Source organism: Xanthomonas sp. MLO165 (assembly GCF_018831305.1).
GTDB lineage: Bacteria > Pseudomonadota > Gammaproteobacteria > Xanthomonadales > Xanthomonadaceae > Xanthomonas > Xanthomonas arboricola.
This window is the reverse complement of the sequence record NZ_CP029263.1, coordinates 4,023,156-4,041,074: the sequence shown is the minus strand read 5'-3', so window position 1 is coordinate 4,041,074 and position 17,919 is coordinate 4,023,156. Positions and strand designations below refer to the sequence as shown.

At 66.9% G+C, this 17,919-nt stretch carries 14 protein-coding genes; 9 read left to right on the top strand and 5 right to left on the bottom strand.

What is annotated here, in order from left to right; all coding sequences use genetic code 11:
• Window positions 1-294 precede the first annotated feature (294 nt).
• The 4 genes from dinB to DGN21_RS16800 all read left to right on the top strand — a co-directional run bounded on the left by dinB (window position 295) and on the right by DGN21_RS16800 (window position 5,856).
• Window positions 295-1,374, top strand: a complete 1,080-nt coding sequence (gene dinB, locus DGN21_RS16815; protein ID WP_039525307.1) for a DNA polymerase IV — start codon at window positions 295-297, stop codon at window positions 1,372-1,374.
• A 173-nt stretch (window positions 1,375-1,547) separates the two neighbouring features.
• Window positions 1,548-2,198: a phosphoglycolate phosphatase gene (locus tag DGN21_RS16810; RefSeq protein WP_047127351.1), complete on the top strand. Its 651-nt coding sequence runs from the start codon at window positions 1,548-1,550 to the stop codon at window positions 2,196-2,198.
• A 407-nt stretch (window positions 2,199-2,605) separates the two neighbouring features.
• Window positions 2,606-4,849 carry a TonB-dependent siderophore receptor gene (locus DGN21_RS16805; RefSeq protein ID WP_126966623.1) on the top strand — a complete coding sequence of 748 codons (2,244 nt, stop codon included), beginning with the start codon at window positions 2,606-2,608 and terminating at the stop codon, window positions 4,847-4,849.
• 95 nt (window positions 4,850-4,944) lie between these two features.
• Window positions 4,945-5,856: an alpha/beta hydrolase-fold protein gene (locus tag DGN21_RS16800; RefSeq protein WP_126966686.1), complete on the top strand. Its 912-nt coding sequence runs from the start codon at window positions 4,945-4,947 to the stop codon at window positions 5,854-5,856.
• 107 nt (window positions 5,857-5,963) lie between these two features.
• Here the strand turns inward: DGN21_RS16800 and DGN21_RS16795 are convergent, their stop codons facing one another.
• Together DGN21_RS16795 and DGN21_RS16790 are read right to left on the bottom strand one after the other, a co-directional pair.
• The gene (locus tag DGN21_RS16795) at window positions 5,964-6,356 is read right to left on the bottom strand and encodes a TfoX/Sxy family protein (RefSeq protein WP_024938378.1); all 393 of its coding nucleotides are present in this window, start codon (window positions 6,354-6,356) and stop codon (window positions 5,964-5,966) included.
• Complete coding sequence (locus tag DGN21_RS16790; RefSeq protein WP_054592358.1) at window positions 6,353-6,835, bottom strand: GAF domain-containing protein; 483 nt, start codon at window positions 6,833-6,835, stop codon at window positions 6,353-6,355. Before DGN21_RS16790 ends, DGN21_RS16795 begins: the two co-directional genes overlap by 4 nt.
• A 117-nt stretch (window positions 6,836-6,952) precedes the next feature.
• On the opposite strand from DGN21_RS16790, the gene bioD reads away from it, so the two are divergent.
• On the top strand, window positions 6,953-7,627 hold the full coding sequence (gene bioD, locus DGN21_RS16785; RefSeq protein ID WP_126966624.1) for a dethiobiotin synthase: 675 nt from the start codon (window positions 6,953-6,955) through the stop codon (window positions 7,625-7,627).
• Window positions 7,628-7,885: 258 nt separating this feature from the next.
• On the opposite strand, the gene DGN21_RS16780 is transcribed toward bioD, so the two are convergent.
• Both DGN21_RS16780 and queD read right to left on the bottom strand, forming a co-directional pair.
• Window positions 7,886-8,248, bottom strand: a complete 363-nt coding sequence (locus DGN21_RS16780; RefSeq protein WP_126966625.1) for a phasin family protein — start codon at window positions 8,246-8,248, stop codon at window positions 7,886-7,888.
• 192 nt (window positions 8,249-8,440) lie between these two features.
• A complete protein-coding gene (queD, locus tag DGN21_RS16775; protein WP_024938374.1) occupies window positions 8,441-8,794 on the bottom strand; it encodes a 6-carboxytetrahydropterin synthase QueD in 354 nt (117 codons plus the stop codon).
• A gap of 282 nt (window positions 8,795-9,076) precedes the next feature.
• Between queD and DGN21_RS16770 the strand changes: the two genes are divergently transcribed.
• Entirely contained in the window at window positions 9,077-11,698 is a 2,622-nt protein-coding gene (locus DGN21_RS16770) for a TonB-dependent receptor (protein ID WP_184429094.1), read from the top strand.
• A 108-nt stretch (window positions 11,699-11,806) separates the two neighbouring features.
• Window positions 11,807-14,092, top strand: coding sequence for a transferrin receptor-like dimerization domain-containing protein (locus tag DGN21_RS16765; protein WP_126966627.1), 2,286 nt, complete (start codon window positions 11,807-11,809; stop codon window positions 14,090-14,092).
• 158 nt (window positions 14,093-14,250) lie between these two features.
• Here the strand turns inward: DGN21_RS16765 and DGN21_RS16760 are convergent, their stop codons facing one another.
• Window positions 14,251-15,639, bottom strand: coding sequence for a DEAD/DEAH box helicase (locus tag DGN21_RS16760; protein ID WP_039525325.1), 1,389 nt, complete (start codon window positions 15,637-15,639; stop codon window positions 14,251-14,253).
• A 308-nt stretch (window positions 15,640-15,947) separates the two neighbouring features.
• On the opposite strand from DGN21_RS16760, the gene DGN21_RS16755 reads away from it, so the two are divergent.
• Window positions 15,948-17,006 carry a fumarylacetoacetate hydrolase family protein gene (locus DGN21_RS16755; RefSeq protein ID WP_026064014.1) on the top strand — a complete coding sequence of 353 codons (1,059 nt, stop codon included), beginning with the start codon at window positions 15,948-15,950 and terminating at the stop codon, window positions 17,004-17,006.
• Between the two features lie 43 nt (window positions 17,007-17,049).
• The gene (gene maiA, locus DGN21_RS16750) at window positions 17,050-17,715 is read left to right on the top strand and encodes a maleylacetoacetate isomerase (RefSeq protein WP_102580573.1); all 666 of its coding nucleotides are present in this window, start codon (window positions 17,050-17,052) and stop codon (window positions 17,713-17,715) included.
• Window positions 17,716-17,919 lie beyond the last annotated feature (204 nt).

Below are 17,919 nucleotides of genomic sequence, written 5' to 3'. Positions count from 1 at the left end.
CATGAGGGCGCGCGGTTCAATCAAACGTTTTATCCGTACGCATGCGTGCTGTTTTCAGCCGGTTGCGCAGTGCGGCAAGCATGTGTGGCAGACAGGATCCAACGCGGATCACGGCATTCAGCGGAACGCGTCAGGCATGCCTGCTCGGCGTGGATCGGCACCCGGACAGACGCAGCAGAGCGTCCCGCCAGCGCTCGCGTCCGTTCGCGCCCGGGCTTGCGCGATGGCGCGGCGCAAGACGTGAGACGCGGCTGATTTATCATGGCCCGACGTTTTCGGAGAGATGCCAGCTTGATGCGCAAGATCGTGCACGTGGACATGGATGCGTTCTACGCGTCCGTGGAGCAACGTGACGATCCATCGCTGCGCGGCAAGCCGGTGGTGGTGGCCTGGCGCGGTGCGCGCTCGGTGGTGTGCGCGGCCTCGTACGAAGCGCGCACCTATGGCATCCGTTCGGCCATGCCCGCGCTGCGTGCCGAGCGCCTGTGTCCGGATGCGGTATTCGTGCCGCCGGATTTTGCGCGCTACAAGGCGGTGTCGCGGCAGGTGCGCGAGATCTTCCATCGCCACACCGATCTGGTCGAGCCGCTGTCCCTGGACGAGGCCTATCTGGATGTCACGCAAGCCAAGACCGGCATGCAGCTGGCCACCGAAATCGCGCAACTGATCCGCAGCCAGATCCGCGAGGAAACCCAGCTCACCGCATCGGCCGGCATCGCACCGAACAAGTTCCTGGCCAAGATCGCCTCGGACTGGCGCAAGCCCGACGGGCAGTTCGTCATCGCGCCCAGTCGTGTCGATGCGTTCCTGCTGCCGCTGCCGGTCAACCGCATTCCCGGCGTGGGCAAGGTGATGGATGGCAAGTTGGCGGCGTTGGGGATCGTCACCGTCAGCGATCTTCGGCTGCGCCCCCTGGAAGAATTGCAGGCGCATTTCGGCAGCTTCGGGCAGAGCCTGTACCGCCGCGCACGCGGCATCGACGAGCGCCCGGTCGAGCCGGATCAGGAGGTGCAATCGGTGTCCTCGGAAGATACCTTCAGCGAGGACATCGCGCTGGAGGCACTGGATCCGCACATCCTGCGCCTGGCCGAAAAGACCTGGCTGGCCACGCGGCGTACCGAGCGCATCGGGCGCACCGTGGTCCTCAAGTTGAAGACCTCCAACTTCCGCATCCTGACCCGCTCGTACACGCCAGATCAGCCACCGGCTTCGCTGGAGGCATTGGCGGAGATCGCGCTGGCGCTGACCCGGCGCGTGGAGTTGCCCGACGACACGCGCTATCGCCTGGTCGGGGTGGGATTGAGCGGTTTCAGCGACGCGGAAGAGGGCGCGGTGCAGGGCGAGTTGTTCGGCGACATGCCGCCGGCGCAGTGAGTGCGTGGCGGCATGGCTGCTGCACCGCGGCCGCGGCGTGTGGTGCATGCAGCGATGACTGCACCCATGCATGCAGCCACGCATGCATCGGCCGTTCGCATCGCGCCACGGTGACGCGCCCTGAATCCCGCAGCTCGTACACTGCAGGCCGCTCCCCCAACGAGACTGTGCGCATGTTTCCGTATCCGCTGGTGATCTTCGACCTGGATGGCACGCTGGTGGACAGCGCACCCAATATCGCCGAAGCGCTCAATGCCACCTTGCAGGAACTCGGGCTGCAGCAGTTCAGCGAGGCGACGATCCGCAGCTGGATCGGCGAAGGCGTGCACGTGCTGCTCGCCACCGCCTTGCGCGAAGCCGGCGGCACCCACGATGCCGATACCGAGATGCCGCTGATGATGCGCCACTACCAGGCCAGCCTGCTGCACAACCCGCAGCTGTATCCCGGTGTTGCCGAGGCATTGGCCGGCCTGCGCGAGGCCGGCGCCACGCTGGCGCTGTGCACCAACAAGCCAGCGCGCTTCATCGCGCCGCTGCTGGAGCACCTGGGCATCGCTGCGCATTTCAGCAGCGTGCTCGGTGGCGATTCGCTGCCGCAGCGCAAACCCGATGCAGCGCCGCTGCTGCACCTGGCCAAACAGTTCGGGCGCACACCGCAGCAATGCCTGATGGTCGGCGATTCGGCCACCGACGCGGCGGCTGCAAACGCCGCGGCAATGCCGCTGGCGATGGTGCGTTACGGCTATCTGCGCGGCTTCGATGTGCAGAGCGCCGGTGCCGTGGCCATCATCGATGACATGCGGCAATTGCTGGCGCTGAAGTAAGACGCGCAGTGTTGCCAGCGCGGATGCAGGCATCGTCCACACCGCGGCGCGGCAACCAATACCACCATCGGCTGGCTGCGTTTGTCGCCTTGAATGAAGGCCTTTCGCACGCTGGCCGCATCGTCGGCCAGCTAACGCGTACAGTTCCCCACCGGTGTGCGTCATTGGTGACGTCTGCGCTGCCGGAAGCGGCAATGCCTGCGTGCGGCCATGCCAGCGCAGCGTTCCGATTTGAGAATGAATCGCATCTGTGTAGAATGCGCGGACAAGTTTGACTGTGTCAGCGCCGCGCACGCGCGTCGGGCGCGGCGCTGCATGCATCACTCCCATCGTGTCACCTCAAGCCGTCGCCAGAGGTCCATCTCCTGTCGAGAGGTTTGAGAATGTCCGCATCACGCCGGTCATGGATGTCTGCGCCTGCACGTCGTCCCGTGTTGTCCCACCGTCAGCTGGTGCTGGCCATTGCTCTCGGTTGCGGCAGCTGCATCTGCAGCGCATCGGCCGAAGAGGTTGCAGCCGAGCCACAGTCGCTGGGCACCGTGCACGTCACCGCCGCGCAGATCGCACGCCAGGCCTTGGGGTCATCGGTGATCACCGCCGAAGACATCGAACGGCGCCCACCGGTCAACGATCTGTCGCAGTTGCTGCGCACCATGCCTGGCGTCAACCTCACCGGCAACAGCGCCTCCGGCCAGTACGGCAACAACCGCCAGATCGATCTGCGCGGCATGGGCCCGGAAAACACGCTGATCCTGGTCGACGGCAAGCCGGTGGGATCGCGCGATGCGGTGCGCATGGGCCGCAGCGGCGAGCGCAATACGCGCGGCGACACCAACTGGGTGCCGGCCGAAGCGGTGGAGCGTATCGAAGTGCTGCGCGGCCCGGCCGCAGCACGTTACGGCTCCGGTGCCTCCGGCGGTGTGGTCAACATCATCACCAAGAAGCCGACCGGCGACCTGACCGGTTCGATGACGGTGTTCGGCCTGGTGCCGCAGCACAGTGCCGAAGGCGGTGGCCAGCGTGCCGGCTTCCAGCTCAGCGGGCCGCTGAGCGACACGTTCTCGTTCCGCCTGTATGGAAACCTCAACAAGACCGATCCGGATTCGCTGGAGCTCAATCGCCGCTTTGCCAGCAGTGCCGCCGCGGTGCCGCCGGCCGGGCGCGAGGGCGTGCGCAACAAGGACATCAACGGCCTGCTGCGCTGGGATCCGATGGAAGGCCAGGTGATGGAACTCGATGCCGGCTTCAGCCGCCAGGGCAATCTGTACGCCGGTGATCGTGCGGTCAGCGCCGATGGCCTGGCCGGTGCCGATCTGGGCGCACTGTTCGGCAGCGAAACCAACACCATGATCCGCCGCACCGCCTCGCTGACCCATCGCGGCACCTGGGCGCTCGGTACCTCGCGCCTCACCGCCGCCTATGAAGGCACCGACAATACCCGCCTTAACGAAGGCCTGGCCGGCGGCCCCGAAGGCTCCATTGCCGCCAGCCTGCTCAATTCCACCGCCACGCTCGACAACCTCAACATCGACGGCGAGTTCAACATGCCGTTGCAGGCCTGGGCCGAGCAGGTGCTGACGCTGGGTTTCGAGCGCCGCCAGAGCCGCCTCAGCGATGCGTATTCGATGTCGCAGACGGTGAGCGCCGGCGGCGGCTTTCCCGGTCTTGCCAACGGCACGCGCAGCCCACGCAGCGAGGCCACGCTCAGCGCGGTGTATCTGGAAGACAACATCTATGTCAGCGAGCGGCTGACGCTGACGCCCGGTGTGCGGCTGGATCACCACAGCCAGTTTGGCAACAACCTCAGCCCCAGCCTCAACGTGCAGTACAAACTCAGCGACGACTGGTTGCTCAAGGGCGGCATCGCGCGCGCCTTCAAGGCGCCCAACCTGTATCAGTCCAACGCCAATTATCTGTATTACACACGCGGCAATGGCTGCCCGGTGCTGTTCCCCAATCTTGGTTCGGGCTGCTATATCCAGGGCAACGACAACCTCGATCCGGAGACCAGCATCAACAAGGAGATCGGCATCGAGTGGGCACCGCAAACCGGTCACCACGCCTCGCTGACGTACTTCCATAACGCCTACGACAACAAGATCGTCGCCGGCATGACGCCGGTCGGTATCACCGTCGACCGGCGCGGGCAGGTGTTCCAGTGGACCAATGCATCGGAAGCGATCGTGCAGGGCGTGGAAGGTAATCTCACGTTGCCGCTGTTGGGCGAGCAGGGCCGCGAGCTGAAGTGGAACACCAATGTCACCTACATGATCGAGAACAAGAACACCGCGACCGATCAACCGCTGTCGGTGATCCCGGAATACACCGTCAACACCACGCTGGATTGGCAGCCGACCCAGGCCTTGTCGCTGCTGCTCACCGGGACCTTCTACGGCAAGCAGGAGTCGGCCACGCAATCGAGCACCAGCGGCGGCGCCATCGCCCCCGACACGCGCGACCCCTATGACCTGTGGGGCGTCAGTGCGCGTTACCGGATCACCCGCAAGGTCAGCGTGGGCGTCGGTGTGGACAATCTGTTCGACACCCGTCTGTTCCGCGAAGGCACCAACAACACCGGCGGCGCGGCGGGTGCAGCCACCTACAACGAACCCGGTCGCGCGTTTTGGGCGAGCCTGAGTTTCGGTTTCTGACAGCGATGCGGCGCCGTGCGCGAACGTGCGCGCCGCGACAGGAGAGTGCAATGACCCGACAGCATCGTTGGCGGCTTGCGTGTGCCGCTGCGCTGATGTGGATCGCCGGCGCTGTGCCGGCGTTCGCACAGCCGGACCTGAGCCGCACGATCGGCAGCACCGTCGCCGATCGTCCCAGTGCCTCGTATGTGTTCAGCGCGTTGCGCCTGGATTCGGCCGATGGCCAGCGCCATTACCGCGTGCGCATCGCCACCCCCAAAGCTGCGCCACCGGCTGCGGGGTATCCGGTGGTGTATCTGCTGGATGGCAATGCCGCGCTGATGGAGCTGGATGAGCGCCTGCTCGACAGCCTGACCACCCACGGCGATGCGCCGGTGCTGGTGTTCATCGCCGACGACAGCGCATTGCGCATCGATGCGGTGGGGCGCAGCCTGGACTACACGCCTGCGCGCTATAGCGACGGGCGGGTGGAAACCGATCCACTCGATCCGCAGCGCAGAACCGGCGGTGCGGCGGCGTTCGCGCAGCTGATCGCAACAGGCATTCGCCCGCAGGTGGAAGCGCGCGTGGCGGTGGACCGTCAGCGGCAGACGCTGTGGGGCCATTCGTATGGCGGATTGTTCGTGCTGCAGGTGTTGCTGACGCAGCCGCAGCTATTCCAGCACTACGTCGCGGTCGACCCGTCGCTGTGGTGGGGCGATGGGTTTGTCGTGCAGCAGGCGCAGCGTGTGGTCGACCATGCACGGGAGCGTTCGGCGGGCACGCAGCCATCCAGGCGTCGGCTGACGCTGATGGCAGGCGAGGGCGCACCATCGGCGAACAAGGCAAAACCGGATCGCCCGGGGCGGCCGCGCGCAGATCCACAGGCCGCCCGACGCCTCGTCGCGCTGTTGTCGTCGTTACCCGGCCTTACCGCCGACTATCAACCGCTGCCAGGCCTCAGCCATGGCCAGACGTTGGGCGCATCGCTTGCGCCAACGTTGCGGGATGCAGCGACGCGTCGATGACGTCCCATCAAGCAGGCGCTCGAGGAAAACCCGCTCGACAAGCACGCTGCTGCGGATCGCAGTGTTGATGCCGCACGCATGCAGCGGTGACACCTCGGCGCAGGCACTCAATCGTCGCGCGTGTCGCTCTGGTCCGCAGTCTCGTCGTCTGCTTCGCCTATCTCACCGTGCGTATCGTCGTTGTCGGCGCGTGCGTAGTGCACGGTTTCCACCGGTCCACCGACCGCGCGCCCGCGCACCGGCAACAGCGCACTGGCTGCCTCGTATTCGGCCAGCAAGGCATGCCGGCGCGCTTCCGGCACGTCCTGCCAATGGCAGTCGGTCAACGCGCCTTCCAGCGAATACAGCAGGTTGAGGCTGGGCTTGAAGCCGGCGCGGCGCACTTTGACGAATGCGCCCACCGCGCCCACCGCCTGCAGATCCTGCTGCGTGCGCAGGCCGACCTGGCGCAGCCACGCCGCACTTTTCGGGCCGATGTTGCGCAGCCGTTCGGTGGTCACGTCAGCGCGCCGACGAAGACCTGGGCAATGGCTTCCAGGCCGCGCTGATCGTCGGCGTCGAAGCGATCCAGCTCCGGGCTGTCCAGATCCAGCACGCCGATCAGCGCATCGCCCCTGACCAGCGGAATCACCAGCTCCGAGCGCGAGGCCGAATCGCAGGCGATATGCCCGGGGAAGGCATCCACGTCGGCAATGCGCTGACTCTGCCGGGTGCTGGCAGCCGCGCCGCACACGCCCTTGTCCAGCGGAATGCGCACGCAGGCCGGCAAGCCCTGGAACGGCCCCACCACCAGCTCGCGGCCGTCGTAGAAATAGAAGCCGGCCCAGTTGAGCGACGGCAACGCATTGAAGATCAGTGCGGCCAGGTTGGCGGCATTGGCGATCCGGTCCGGCTCGCCATGCACCAGGGCCTGGGCCTGGGCGGTGAGCTGGGCGTATTGTTCCGGCTTGCTGCCGGTCAGCGAAGAGGTTGCGAACATGGCCGAAGTTTAGCAGCGGCCATCCGCAGCGGCATTGCGACTCAGCCGCGCGTTCGGATCCGCACGCTATGCTGCGCGCCCCCACGGCAACCGCGGCGCGGCCGCAGGAACAGACGCATGCAGCTTCCGGCGTTGTATGTCACCGGCACCGACACCGGCATCGGCAAGACCATGGCCAGCACCGCGCTGCTGCACGCACTGCGCAGACAGGGCCACACGGCGGTCGGCATGAAGCCGGTGGCCAGCGGTTGCGAGCACACGCCGCAGGGCTGGCGCAACGAGGACGCGCTGGCGCTGCAGGCCGCCAGCGCCCCGCAACCCGATTACGCCACCCTCAATCCCTATGCCTTGCCGGCACCGCTGGCGCCGGAACTGGCCGCCGCCGATGTCGGCGTGACCCTGTCGCTGGAGCCGATCGTCCAGGCCTTCGCGCAATTGCGCGCGCAGGCCGAGGTGGTGGTGGTGGAAGGTGTCGGCGGCTGGGCTGCGCCATTGAGCGCCGATCTGGACCAGGCCGATCTGGTGCGTGCGCTCAAGCTGCCCGTGGTGCTGGTGGTCGGCATCCGGCTGGGCTGCATCAATCACGCGCGCCTGACCGCCGCGGCGATCGCTGCCGACGGGCTGGACTGCATCGGCTGGATCGCCAACGAGGTCGACCCGCAGATGGAGCGCATCGAGGAGAACATCGGCATGCTGCGCCAGCGCCTGGCGATGCCGTGCTGGGGCCGGATCGGCTGGCGGCCGGGCGCCGATGCCGCGGCGCAGTCGCTGGGGCTGCACGTGCCGGTCTGAGTGATGTTGGCGGTCTGGCGGCCGCGTCACTGCGACGCGGATCGCCAGATGCCATCCCAGCCTTGCGCGCTGCCGGGCGCTCGCCCTGCGTCCCGGCGTTTCCAGTGCACCCTGCGCCGTGCCGCGATACCACCTGGTCGGAGTGGCAGCGCGCGCAATGCGCAGACAATAAAAAAGCCCGACAGAGGGAGGGATCTGTCGGGCCGGATTGCATGGGGGGAGGGACCCATGCAAAGACGCTGAATTTTTTGTCGGCGCTTACGTGCGCCGGGTCTTGCTTTTGGCGGCCTGCTCGCTGTTGGCCTCGAACTGCTGCTTGGCCAGTTGGCCGAGCGCATCGGATGCCTTCAATCCCAGTCCAACCACTTCCTGATTCACCGAGGCCAGCCGTTCCAGGTTGTCGCGGGCCAGTTGCAGCCCCTTCGGCCAGAGCGTCTGGTAGGCGCCAAGGTCGCGGGCCTGGGCAAACTCACCGAAGAAGCTGGTGGTCGCACTGACGTTGCGTTCGAGCGTCTTCAGCTGCAGGCCAAACGCGTTTTCCGCGTGTTCCATCGCCAACTGGTTGGCGCGTGCCGCTGCAGAGGCAAAGCTGTTGAAGCCGTTTTCGAACTGCGCCGACATTGCGAACCCCTTGGGGAAGGCTGTGACCGTTGTTGCGTTGCAGCATACGCGGATATTGCTGCGATGCAACACGTTTGCTGAAAATTTCCGAAATCGCCTGCAAAGCGTTTTGAAATCAATCCATTATCCGTGCCGTAGAAACGGCAAGACCGCCCTGGAGGCGGCCTTGCGTCACACCACTGCGCTGCGCGATCAGCCGCGATAGCGGCAGCCGGAGGTGCAGGTTTCATGCACCACGATCTCGCTCAGCTGCGGCAGCGCCGGCTTGAGCTGGTCCCAGATCCAGATCGCCAGCCGCTCGCTGGTCGGGTTTTCCAGCCCCTCGATGTCGTTGAGGTAGTGGTGGTCCAGGCGGTCGTAGATCGGTTGGAAGGCGGCCTTGATGTCGCCGAAATCCATGATCCAGCCGGTCTCGGCACCGGGTTCGCCGCTGACATGCAGCTCGACCCGGAACGAATGCCCGTGCAGGCGGGCGCACTTGTGGCCGGGGGGCACATTGGGAAGCCGGTGCGCGGCTTCGAGCGTAAAGACTTTGAAGATATCCATGCGCGCCATTGTAAGTGCGCCGGTGCCTGCCGGGCTGACCCGATCGCGGCGACACAGCGTCTCTGCGCCCTGGCATGGCACCCGCAACGCGGGGTGGTCGCGTTGCGCCGGAGCGCCGCACCCGGTCGGCCGCACAACGTCCGACGCGCGTCTTACTGCGTCCGGCCAGCGACGTGTGTCACCGCGCGTCATATCTCTATGCAGATCTGTAATTTTTGTTAATCGATTGCGCATGGCCCACTGCAAAACCCCCATTCATGGATGCCGTGCGTGAAGCGCCCGATGCCTTATCTGCTGTCTGCTGCCGTTCTGTCGGCGCTGATTCCCCTTGCCCATGCCGACGACGCGACAGCCGACACGGGCAAGACCCTGGCCACCGTCAGCGTCACCGGCTCCAATATCAAACGCACCGACAGCGAAGGCCCGAACCCGGTGCAGGTGATCGACCGCCAGCAGCTGGAGCAGTCCGGCAAGGTCACCGTGGCCGACGCGCTACGCTCGATCTCGGCCAACACCGGCAACGCCACCAACGAAACCACCAACAACGGCTGGGCGTCCGGCTCGGCGGGCATCGGCCTGCGCGGGCTGTCGCAGAAGAACACCCTGGTGCTGCTCAACGGACGCCGCCTGGCCAACTACGGCTTTCCCGCCAATGGCCTGGGCGACACCTTCGTCAACCTCAACGCATTGCCGCTGGTGGCGGTGGAACGCATCGAAGTGCTCAAGGACGGTGCCTCTGCCGTGTACGGCTCCGACGCGGTGGCCGGCGTGGTCAACATCATCACCCGCCAGGATTTCCAGGGCGCAGAGCTGGGCGTGAGCGGCGGCACCTCCGATCAGGGCGGCATGGATACCCAGCGCGCCAAGTTCATCGGCGGCATCGGCGATCTTGACCGCGACGGCTACAACATCCTTTTCAGTTTCGACGCCTACAACCGCGACCGGCTGGATCAGGATCAGCGCGCGCTGACCCGCTCGGGCATCTACACCGACCTGCCCGGCGGGCGCTGGAACGGCTGGTCGGCCAAGGGCGCGCGCTACCTGGTCGGCGGCCGCTCGGTGCCGATGCTGGATGCGCAAGGCAACTGCCCCGCCGGCACCGTGCTGACCGCCAGCGCGCCGATCGACGGCCTGGCCGGCGACACCTGCGGCTTCAACCAGGCCCCGTTCACCACGCTGATTCCCTCGACCAAGCGCTATCAGGCCTACACCAACGCCACCTTCCGGCTCAGCGACAATGTCGAGGCGTTCGGCGAGGCGCTCTACAGCGAGGTCAAGGGCGTGTCGATCTTCGGCTCCAGCCCGTACTTCACCCTGGAAGGCGGCCGCTTCGCCTTGAACGCCAGCAGCGGGCTGGCCGAGCCGGTGTCCAACCTGTTGCCGGCCTCCAGCCCGTACAACCCGTACGGCACCGCGGTGCCGATCGAATACACCTTCTTCGACCTGGGCCAGACGGTCAAAACCAATCGCTCGCAGTCCTACCGCTTTCTCGGTGGTGTGCGCGGCAAGACCGAACGCTGGGATTGGGAGGCGGCTGCGTTCGCCGCACGCAGCACCGAGCACGAAACCGTGTCCGGTGGCTTCGCCAACCGCTTCACGCTGGCGCAGGCGCTGGCCGACGGCAGCTACAACCTGCTCGACCCGTCCGCCACGCCGCAGTCGGTGATCGACGGCATCAACCTCAGCACGCTGCGCCCGGCGCAATCGACGCTGCGCGGCGTCGATGCCAAGGTGTCCGGCAACCTGTTCGAGCTGCCGGCCGGCAGCGTCGGGTTCGCTGCCGGTGCCGAGTGGCGGCAGGAGGAACTGGTCTCGCGCAATCCCTGGCAGATCGACCAGGGCCTGCAGATCCGCCCCGCGATTGCCGCGGTGGATGGCGAGCGCAGGGTGTCGGCGCTGTATGCCGAGGTCAACCTGCCGCTGCTGCGATCGCTGGAACTGCAACTGGCCGGGCGCGGCGATCACTACAGCGATTTCGGCGAGGCGTTTTCGCCCAAGGCCAGCCTGCGCTGGCAGCCGCTGGACGCCGTGCTGGTGCGCGCGGCCGCCTCGCGCGGCTTTCGCGCACCGTCGTTGTCGGAGAATGCGGCCAGCACCAACATCTCTTACGGCTCGGTGGTCGACCCGTTCGATCCGGACGTGCCGGGCTCGCGCCAGAACCCGACCTTCTTCACCGTCGGCAACACCGCGCTCGAACCCGAGCGCACACGCAGCTACAACCTGGGCGTGGTGCTGTCGCCGTGGGCCGACACCAGCCTGAGCGTGGACTGGTACAAGATCGAACTGGAGAATCTGGTCGGCACCGGCAACAACGCCACCATCGTGCAGAACAACGACCCGGCCGACGTGATCCGCAACGAGCGCGGCACCCTGGTGGCGGTGTACAACCGCTACCAGAACCTCAGCGAGCTGACGACCTCGGGAGTCGATGTCGAACTGCGTCAGCGCTGGCGCACCGAGGCAGCCGGCAACTTCGGCCTCAATACCGCCTATACCCATGTGCGCGATTACCGCCGCCCCACCGTGGTCGGTGGCCCGTTGCAGGATTACGCCGGCAGCAATCTCGGCCCGTCGCTGCCACGCAACAAGGCCACCACCACGCTGGACTGGAACCTGGGCACCGTCAGCGCCGCACTGACCTGGTACTACACCGGCGGCTACGACCAGAGGGCCAGCGCCGCGGCCACTGCCGTGCAGTCGCGTGTGGGCGACTACAACCAGTTCGACCTGTATCTGGGTTACACCGGCATCGACAAGCTGACCCTGTACGCCAAGATCGAGAACCTGGCCGACAAGCAGCCGCCGGTCGACGCCTCGTTCCCGGGCATTCGTGCGCCTTACGACTTCACCCAGTACGACCTGCGCGGGCGTTACTTCACCGTTGGCCTGGACTATCGATTCTGATCGGAATACGCACGGCCCATGCACGCCCGTGCGATGGTGCGTGCGTGCTCCAGCGTGCTGTCTCAACCCAATCGCCATTCGCCCCCGGACACTTTCCAAGGAACTCCGATGACGTCTTCGCCGCATGCCTGGCTGCTCGCCCTGGCCTTTGTCGCACCTTCCCTCGCTGCCCAACCTGCGGCCCAACCCGTCGCGCTGCCGGGTTATGACGCCGCTGCCGCACAGGCGCAGCGCGCGCTGGAAGCGCGTTTCGATAGCGGCCTGAAGGACGCCGATTATCGCGGCTGGTTGAAGCAATGGGCATCGGCGCCCAATCACGTTGGCGCGCCGCATAACCTGGAGAACGCCCGCGATCTGCAAAACCGCCTGCGCGGCTACGGGTGGGATGCGCGCATCGAAACCTTCCAGGTGCTGTGGCCCTCGCCCAGGAGCTCGCAGCTGGAATTGCTCGGGGCAAAGCCGTATGTCGCGCGTCTGAAGGAGCCGCCGCTGCCGGGCGACAGCACCTCCACCCAGACCGAGAACGTGCTGCCGCCGTATGTGATCTACGGCGGCAATGGCGATGTCACCGGCGATCTGGTCTACGTCAATTACGGCATCGCCGAAGACTACGAAGCGCTGGCGCGCAATGGCGTGGATGTGCGCGGCAAGATCGTCATCGCCCGCTACGGCAAGGGTTGGCGCGGGCTCAAGCCGCGGCTGGCGCAGGAGCATGGCGCGATCGGCGCGATCATCTATTCCGATCCGCGCGACGACGGCTATTTTCAGGATCGGGCGTATCCGGATGGCCCGGCGCGCAACCAGTGGAGCGTGCAACGCGGCTCGGTCGCCAATTTCGCGATCTATCCCGGCGATCCGCTGACCCCGGGCGTCGGCGCCAGCAAGGGCGCCAAACGCCTGAAGATCGACCAGGCCGGCAGCGTGTTGAAGATCCCGACCCTGCCGATCAGTTGGGGCGACGCGCAGCCCTTGCTGGCCGCGCTGGGTGGGCCGGTGGCACCGGAGGACTGGCGTGGCGCGCTGCCGATCACCTACCGCATCGGCGGCGACGACACCGCGCGCGTGCATCTCAAGGTGGACGCGGAGTGGGGCAGCAAGACCATCTACAACGTCATCGCCACCCTGCGTGGCAGCGAGTATCCGGACCAGTGGGTGGTGCGCGGCAATCACCGCGACGGCTGGGTGTTCGGTGCGGCCGATCCGCTCTCGGGTACCACCGCCTTGCTGGCCGAAGCCAAGGCGATCGGCGAGCTGGCCAGGCAGGGGCAGCGCCCCAAGCGCACGCTCGTCTACGCCAGTTGGGACGGCGAGGAGGCCGGCCTGCTCGGCTCCACCGAATGGGCCGAACAGCACGCCGACGAACTGCGCCGCAAGGCGGTGCTGTACGTCAACACCGACGGCAACGGGCGCGGCTTTCTCAATGCCGGTGGCAGCCATGCGCTGCAACGCCTGGTCAACGGCGTGGCGGCGGATCTGCGCGACCCCGACAGCGGCGTGAGCGTGCTCGAACGGCAACGCGCCCGTGCCCGCATCGACGCGCTGGCGCCCACCGCCAAGCCGGCGCAAAAAGACGTTGCCAAGCAACTCGCGGCCGGCGGCGACGTGCCGCTGAAGGCGCTGGGCTCGGGCAGCGACTACAGCCCGTTCCTGCAGCATCTGGGGCTGACCACGCTGGATCTGGGCTATGGCGGGCAGGGCGGCGGCAGCGGTGTCTATCACTCGCTGTACGACTCCTACGATTATTTCGCGCGCTATATCGACCCGGATTTCAGCTATCTGCCGCTGTTGTCGCAGACGGTCGGCCGCACGGTGCTGCGCGTCGCCAACGCGCCGGTGTTGCCGCAACGCTTCGGCGACTTCGCCGACGCGGTGGCCGGCTACGCGCAGGAGCTCAAGCAGCAGGCCGACAGCGACCGCACTGCCGCCCGCACCCAGGCCGAGTTGTTGCAGGCCGGTGCCTATGCCGCCATCGATAACCCGAACCGGCCGCAACGCGCCCCCGAGCCGAAAGCCGCAGTGCCGCAGATCGACTTTGCCGCACTGGATCAGGCCATTACCCGCCTGCAAACCAGCGCCAGACGCTATGACGATGCACTGGCATCGCGCGGCGGCGGGTTGGATGCACGTGTGCGCGGCACGCTCAATGCCTCGCTGCAGCGCATCGACCAGACCCTGCTGGCCGAAGGCGGTCTGCCGGGGCGGCCGTGGTACCGGAACCTGATCTACGCGCCCGGCCTGGCCACCGGATACGAGGTCAAGACCTTGCCCGGCATCCGCGAAGCGCTGGAAGACCGGCGTTGGGAGGATCTGAGCGCCTACATCGTGCAGACCGCCGCGGTGCTGGATCGGTATCGCGAGGCGATCGATCGCAATACCGCGTTGATCGAAGGCTAGGGGGGCATGACGGATTGCGTCGCGAGGTCTACGCGCAGTCCTGTTCGCACCCCAGCGTGCATCGGCTACACGACGCGCACAAAAAAGCCGCCCCGAAGGGCGGCTTTTTCTTTCAGTTCAACGCAGACCTGGGCGCCGGTCGTACCGGCGCTCCGGCGTCAGCGCGAGCCGCCCGGACGCTGACCGCCACGGCCACCATCGCGACGGCCTGCACCGGCACCGGCGGCAACACCGGCCTGACGCGGACCGCTGCTGCGCTGGCCGCCCGGCTTCTTCGGGCCGGCATGCGCATGCGCCTGACGCGGTGCATCGCCATGCGGACGACGGGCGTGGCTCTTGCGCGGGGCGCGATCGCCACCCGGCTGCTCGGCACGGCCCGGCGCGCTGTTGCCCCAACGGATCGGGGTCTGCGGCTCGTAACCCGGCACGTCGCGGATTTCCACGTCGCGGCCCAGCATGCGCACGATCTGGCGCAGCAGCTTGGCTTCGTCCTGCGCCACCAGCGAGATCGCCTCGCCGGTGGAACCGTTACGGCCGGTGCGGCCGATGCGGTGCACGTAATCCTCGGCCACCATCGGCAGGTCGTAGTTGATGACCTTGGGCAGCTGGTCGATGTCGATGCCGCGTGCGGCGATATCGGTGGCCACCAGCACGGTCACGCGGCCGGCCTTGAAGTCGCTCAGCGCGCGCATGCGCTGGCCCTGGCTCTTGTTGCCATGGATCGCCGCGGTCTTGATGCCGGACTTTTCCAGGAACAGCGCCAGCTTGTCGCTGCCGTGCTTGGTGCGGGCGAACACCAGGGTCTGCTCGCGGCTGTCCTGCGCCAGCAGGTGCAGCAGCAGGTCGCGCTTGCGCGCGCCATCGACCGGGTGCACGCGGTGGGTGATGCTCTCGGCCACGGTGTTGCTCGGGGTGACCTGGATCTGCATCGGGTTGCGCATGAATTCCAGCGCCAGCTGCTTGATGTTCTCTTCGAACGTTGCCGAGAACAGCAGGGTCTGACGGTCCTGGCGCGGCAGCTTGGTCAGGATGCGCTTGATCGACGGCAGGAAGCCCATGTCGAGCATGCGATCGGCTTCGTCCAGGATCAGCACTTCGATGCCGGACAGGTCCACGCTGCGGCGCTCGATATGGTCGATCAGCCGGCCCGGGCAGGCGATCAGCAGGTCCACGCCGCGACGCAGGGTGTCGAGCTGGTTGCCCATGCCCACGCCGCCGTAGATCACCGCGCTCGGGATGCGCAGGTACTTGCTGTAGCCGCGCAGGCTGTCGTGCACCTGGGTGGCCAGCTCGCGGGTGGGGGTCAGGATCAGCGCGCGCGGCTTGCGCGGGCCGTTGACCGGCTGCGGCGAGGTGCCCAGGTGCTGCAGCAACGGCAGGCCGAACGCGGCGGTCTTGCCGGTACCGGTCTGTGCGCCGGCCAGCAGGTCATGCCCTGCCAACACCAGCGGGATGGCCTGCTGCTGGATCGCAGTGGGGGTTTCGTAGCCCTGCTCGGCCAACGCGCGCAGCAGGAAGGGCGCCAGGCCCAGGGATTCAAAAGACATCAGGAAGCTCCAAGTAAAGCGTCGCCGCCAGGCCAGGCCCGGAGCGCAAACGCATTGCAGATGCAAAAAAGTGAGGCTCGGAGCGTTCCCGTGAACCGCGCTGCGAGATGGTGGAACAACCCAATCAAGACGCGATGGGTTTGTCGGCACCACGAAAGGCGTCGGGTGGGGCGGGCGAGCGGATCGATCGATCCTGGCCTCGCCGGCTGTCCCTAAGGGAAACGGACGGCCGCATGCAGACCGCGCCAGTGTACGCGCGTTTGGCGCGCTGCACAAAAGGCGAGTTCATCGGTTGGGCTACGGGTCAGTTGTTTCAGTTGCAACCACTGTTGCGACAGGCCGTACAATCGACCGATCAGCCACAGCACAGGACGGTCATGAAGCTAGGTTCCCTGAAGGAGGGCGGCCGCGATGGCAGCCTGATCGTGGTCGCGCGCGACCTGCGCACCGCAGTCCGCGCCACCGGCATCGCGCCCACGCTGCAGCGCGCGCTGGAAGACTGGAGCAATGTCGCGCCGCGCCTGAATGCCTTGTCGGCCTCGCTCAACGAGGGCAGCGCCGATGGCGTGTTCGATCTGGATCTGCAGGCGCTGGCCGCACCGTTGCCGCGCGCCTACGAGTTCGTCGACGGCAGCGCCTACCTGCCGCACGTGGAGCGCGTGCGCCGTGCGCGCAATGCCGAGGTGCCGGAAAGCTTCTACACCGACCCGCTGATGTACCAGGCCACCAGCGCCGGGTTCTACGGCCCGCGCGATGCGATCAAGGTGATCAGCGAAGACCACGGTATCGATCTGGAAGCCGAGCTGGTGGTGATCACCGACGATGTGCCGATGGGCGCCTCGCCCGAGCAGGCCGCCGCGCATATCCAGCTGGTCGGCCTGGTCAACGACGTATCGCTGCGCAACCTGATCCCGGCCGAGCTCGCCAAGGGCTTCGGCTTCGTGCAATCCAAACCGCGCTCGGCGCTGTCGCCGGTGTTCGTTACCGTGGATGAACTGGACGAGGCATGGCGCGACAACAAGGTGCACCTGCCGCTGGTCACCCACGTCAATGGCGCCTGGTTCGGCGCGCCGGAGGCCGGCAACGACATGCAGTTCGACTTCGCCCAGCTGATCGCCCACGCGGCCAGAACGCGGCCGCTCTCGGCCGGCACCATCGTCGGCTCCGGCACCATCGCCAACCAGGACACCACGCTGGGCGCCTCGTGCTTTGCCGAGCAGCGCGTGGTGGAAACCCTGCGCGACGGCACCCCGAGCACGCCGTTCCTGTCCTTCGGCGACGTGGTGCGGATCGAGATGTTCGCTGCCGATGGCGCCAGCATCTTCGGTGCGATCGAACAGCGGGTCGAACGTCAGCCGCTGCCATGACATCGGCAAGGGCGTCTGCACAACACTGCATGCGAGGCCGGGCATGAGCGCGCCACTGGAATTGTTCTCGTACTGGCGCTCCAGCGCCGCGTATCGCGTGCGCATCGGCCTGCACCTGAAGGCGCTGGCCTACCTCGCGCATCCGGTGCATCTGGTGCGCGACGGCGGCGAGCAGCATGCACCCGCCTACGCGCAGCTCAACCCGCAGGAACTGGTGCCCACGTTGCGGCACGGCGCGGTGGTGATTCCGCAGTCGCTGGCGATCCTGGAGTATCTGGAAGATACGTTCCCGGACAGCGCGCGGCTGCTGCCCGCAGCGCCGGCCGCGCGCGCCCGCGTGCGCGCCCTGGCGCAGGTGATCGCCTGCGACGTGCATCCGCTCAACAACCTGCGCGTCACCCAGTTTTTCGAGCGCGAATGGCAGCTGGATGCCGCGCAGCGCCAGCAATGGACACGGCACTGGATGCAGCGTGGCTTTGCGGCGATGGAAGCGCAGTTGGCCGGTGATCCGCATACCGGCACGTTCTGCCACGGCGACACGCCGGGCCTGGCCGATTGCGTGCTGATCCCGCAGCTCTACAACGCGCGCCGTTTCGACGTCGATCTGGTGGCGTATCCGATCCTGCAACGTATCGAACAGGCCTGCCTGGCATTGCCGGCATTCGCGGCGGCGCGGCCGGAAATGCAGGCCGACGCGGTGCCGGCCTGATCGGCGGCAGGCCTTTGCCTGGTGCGGGGGCACATCCGCGTTGAATCGCAGCCCGGGCAGGGCAGGTACCGGTAGCGAGCGGTTGTCGGTTGGCCGGGTGGCGCGCAGGCGGGCGCGCGGTCTCCGCGCACTGGGCACCGGCCGCGCTCGGCGGCACTCATGGGTTGATCGGAGCTAGCCGCTGCGCTGTCCCAACCGTGCGCA

What these genes read in the sequence shown, in the direction of transcription:
- dinB (WP_039525307.1), top strand. Translation starts at nt 295, where the DNA reads ATGCGCAAGATCGTGCACGTGGACATGGATGCGTTCTACGCGTCCGTG.
- DGN21_RS16810 (WP_047127351.1), top strand. Translation starts at nt 1,548, where the DNA reads ATGTTTCCGTATCCGCTGGTGATCTTCGACCTGGATGGCACGCTGGTG.
- DGN21_RS16805 (WP_126966623.1), top strand. Translation starts at nt 2,606, where the DNA reads ATGTCTGCGCCTGCACGTCGTCCCGTGTTGTCCCACCGTCAGCTGGTG.
- DGN21_RS16800 (WP_126966686.1), top strand. Translation starts at nt 4,945, where the DNA reads ATGTGGATCGCCGGCGCTGTGCCGGCGTTCGCACAGCCGGACCTGAGC.
- DGN21_RS16790 (WP_054592358.1), bottom strand. Translation starts at nt 6,835, where the DNA reads ATGTTCGCAACCTCTTCGCTGACCGGCAGCAAGCCGGAACAATACGCC.
- bioD (WP_126966624.1), top strand. Translation starts at nt 6,953, where the DNA reads ATGCAGCTTCCGGCGTTGTATGTCACCGGCACCGACACCGGCATCGGC.
- DGN21_RS16780 (WP_126966625.1), bottom strand. Translation starts at nt 8,248, where the DNA reads ATGTCGGCGCAGTTCGAAAACGGCTTCAACAGCTTTGCCTCTGCAGCG.
- queD (WP_024938374.1), bottom strand. Translation starts at nt 8,794, where the DNA reads ATGGATATCTTCAAAGTCTTTACGCTCGAAGCCGCGCACCGGCTTCCC.
- DGN21_RS16770 (WP_184429094.1), top strand. Translation starts at nt 9,077, where the DNA reads ATGCCTTATCTGCTGTCTGCTGCCGTTCTGTCGGCGCTGATTCCCCTT.
- DGN21_RS16765 (WP_126966627.1), top strand. Translation starts at nt 11,807, where the DNA reads ATGACGTCTTCGCCGCATGCCTGGCTGCTCGCCCTGGCCTTTGTCGCA.
- DGN21_RS16760 (WP_039525325.1), bottom strand. Translation starts at nt 15,639, where the DNA reads ATGTCTTTTGAATCCCTGGGCCTGGCGCCCTTCCTGCTGCGCGCGTTG.
- maiA (WP_102580573.1), top strand. Translation starts at nt 17,050, where the DNA reads ATGAGCGCGCCACTGGAATTGTTCTCGTACTGGCGCTCCAGCGCCGCG.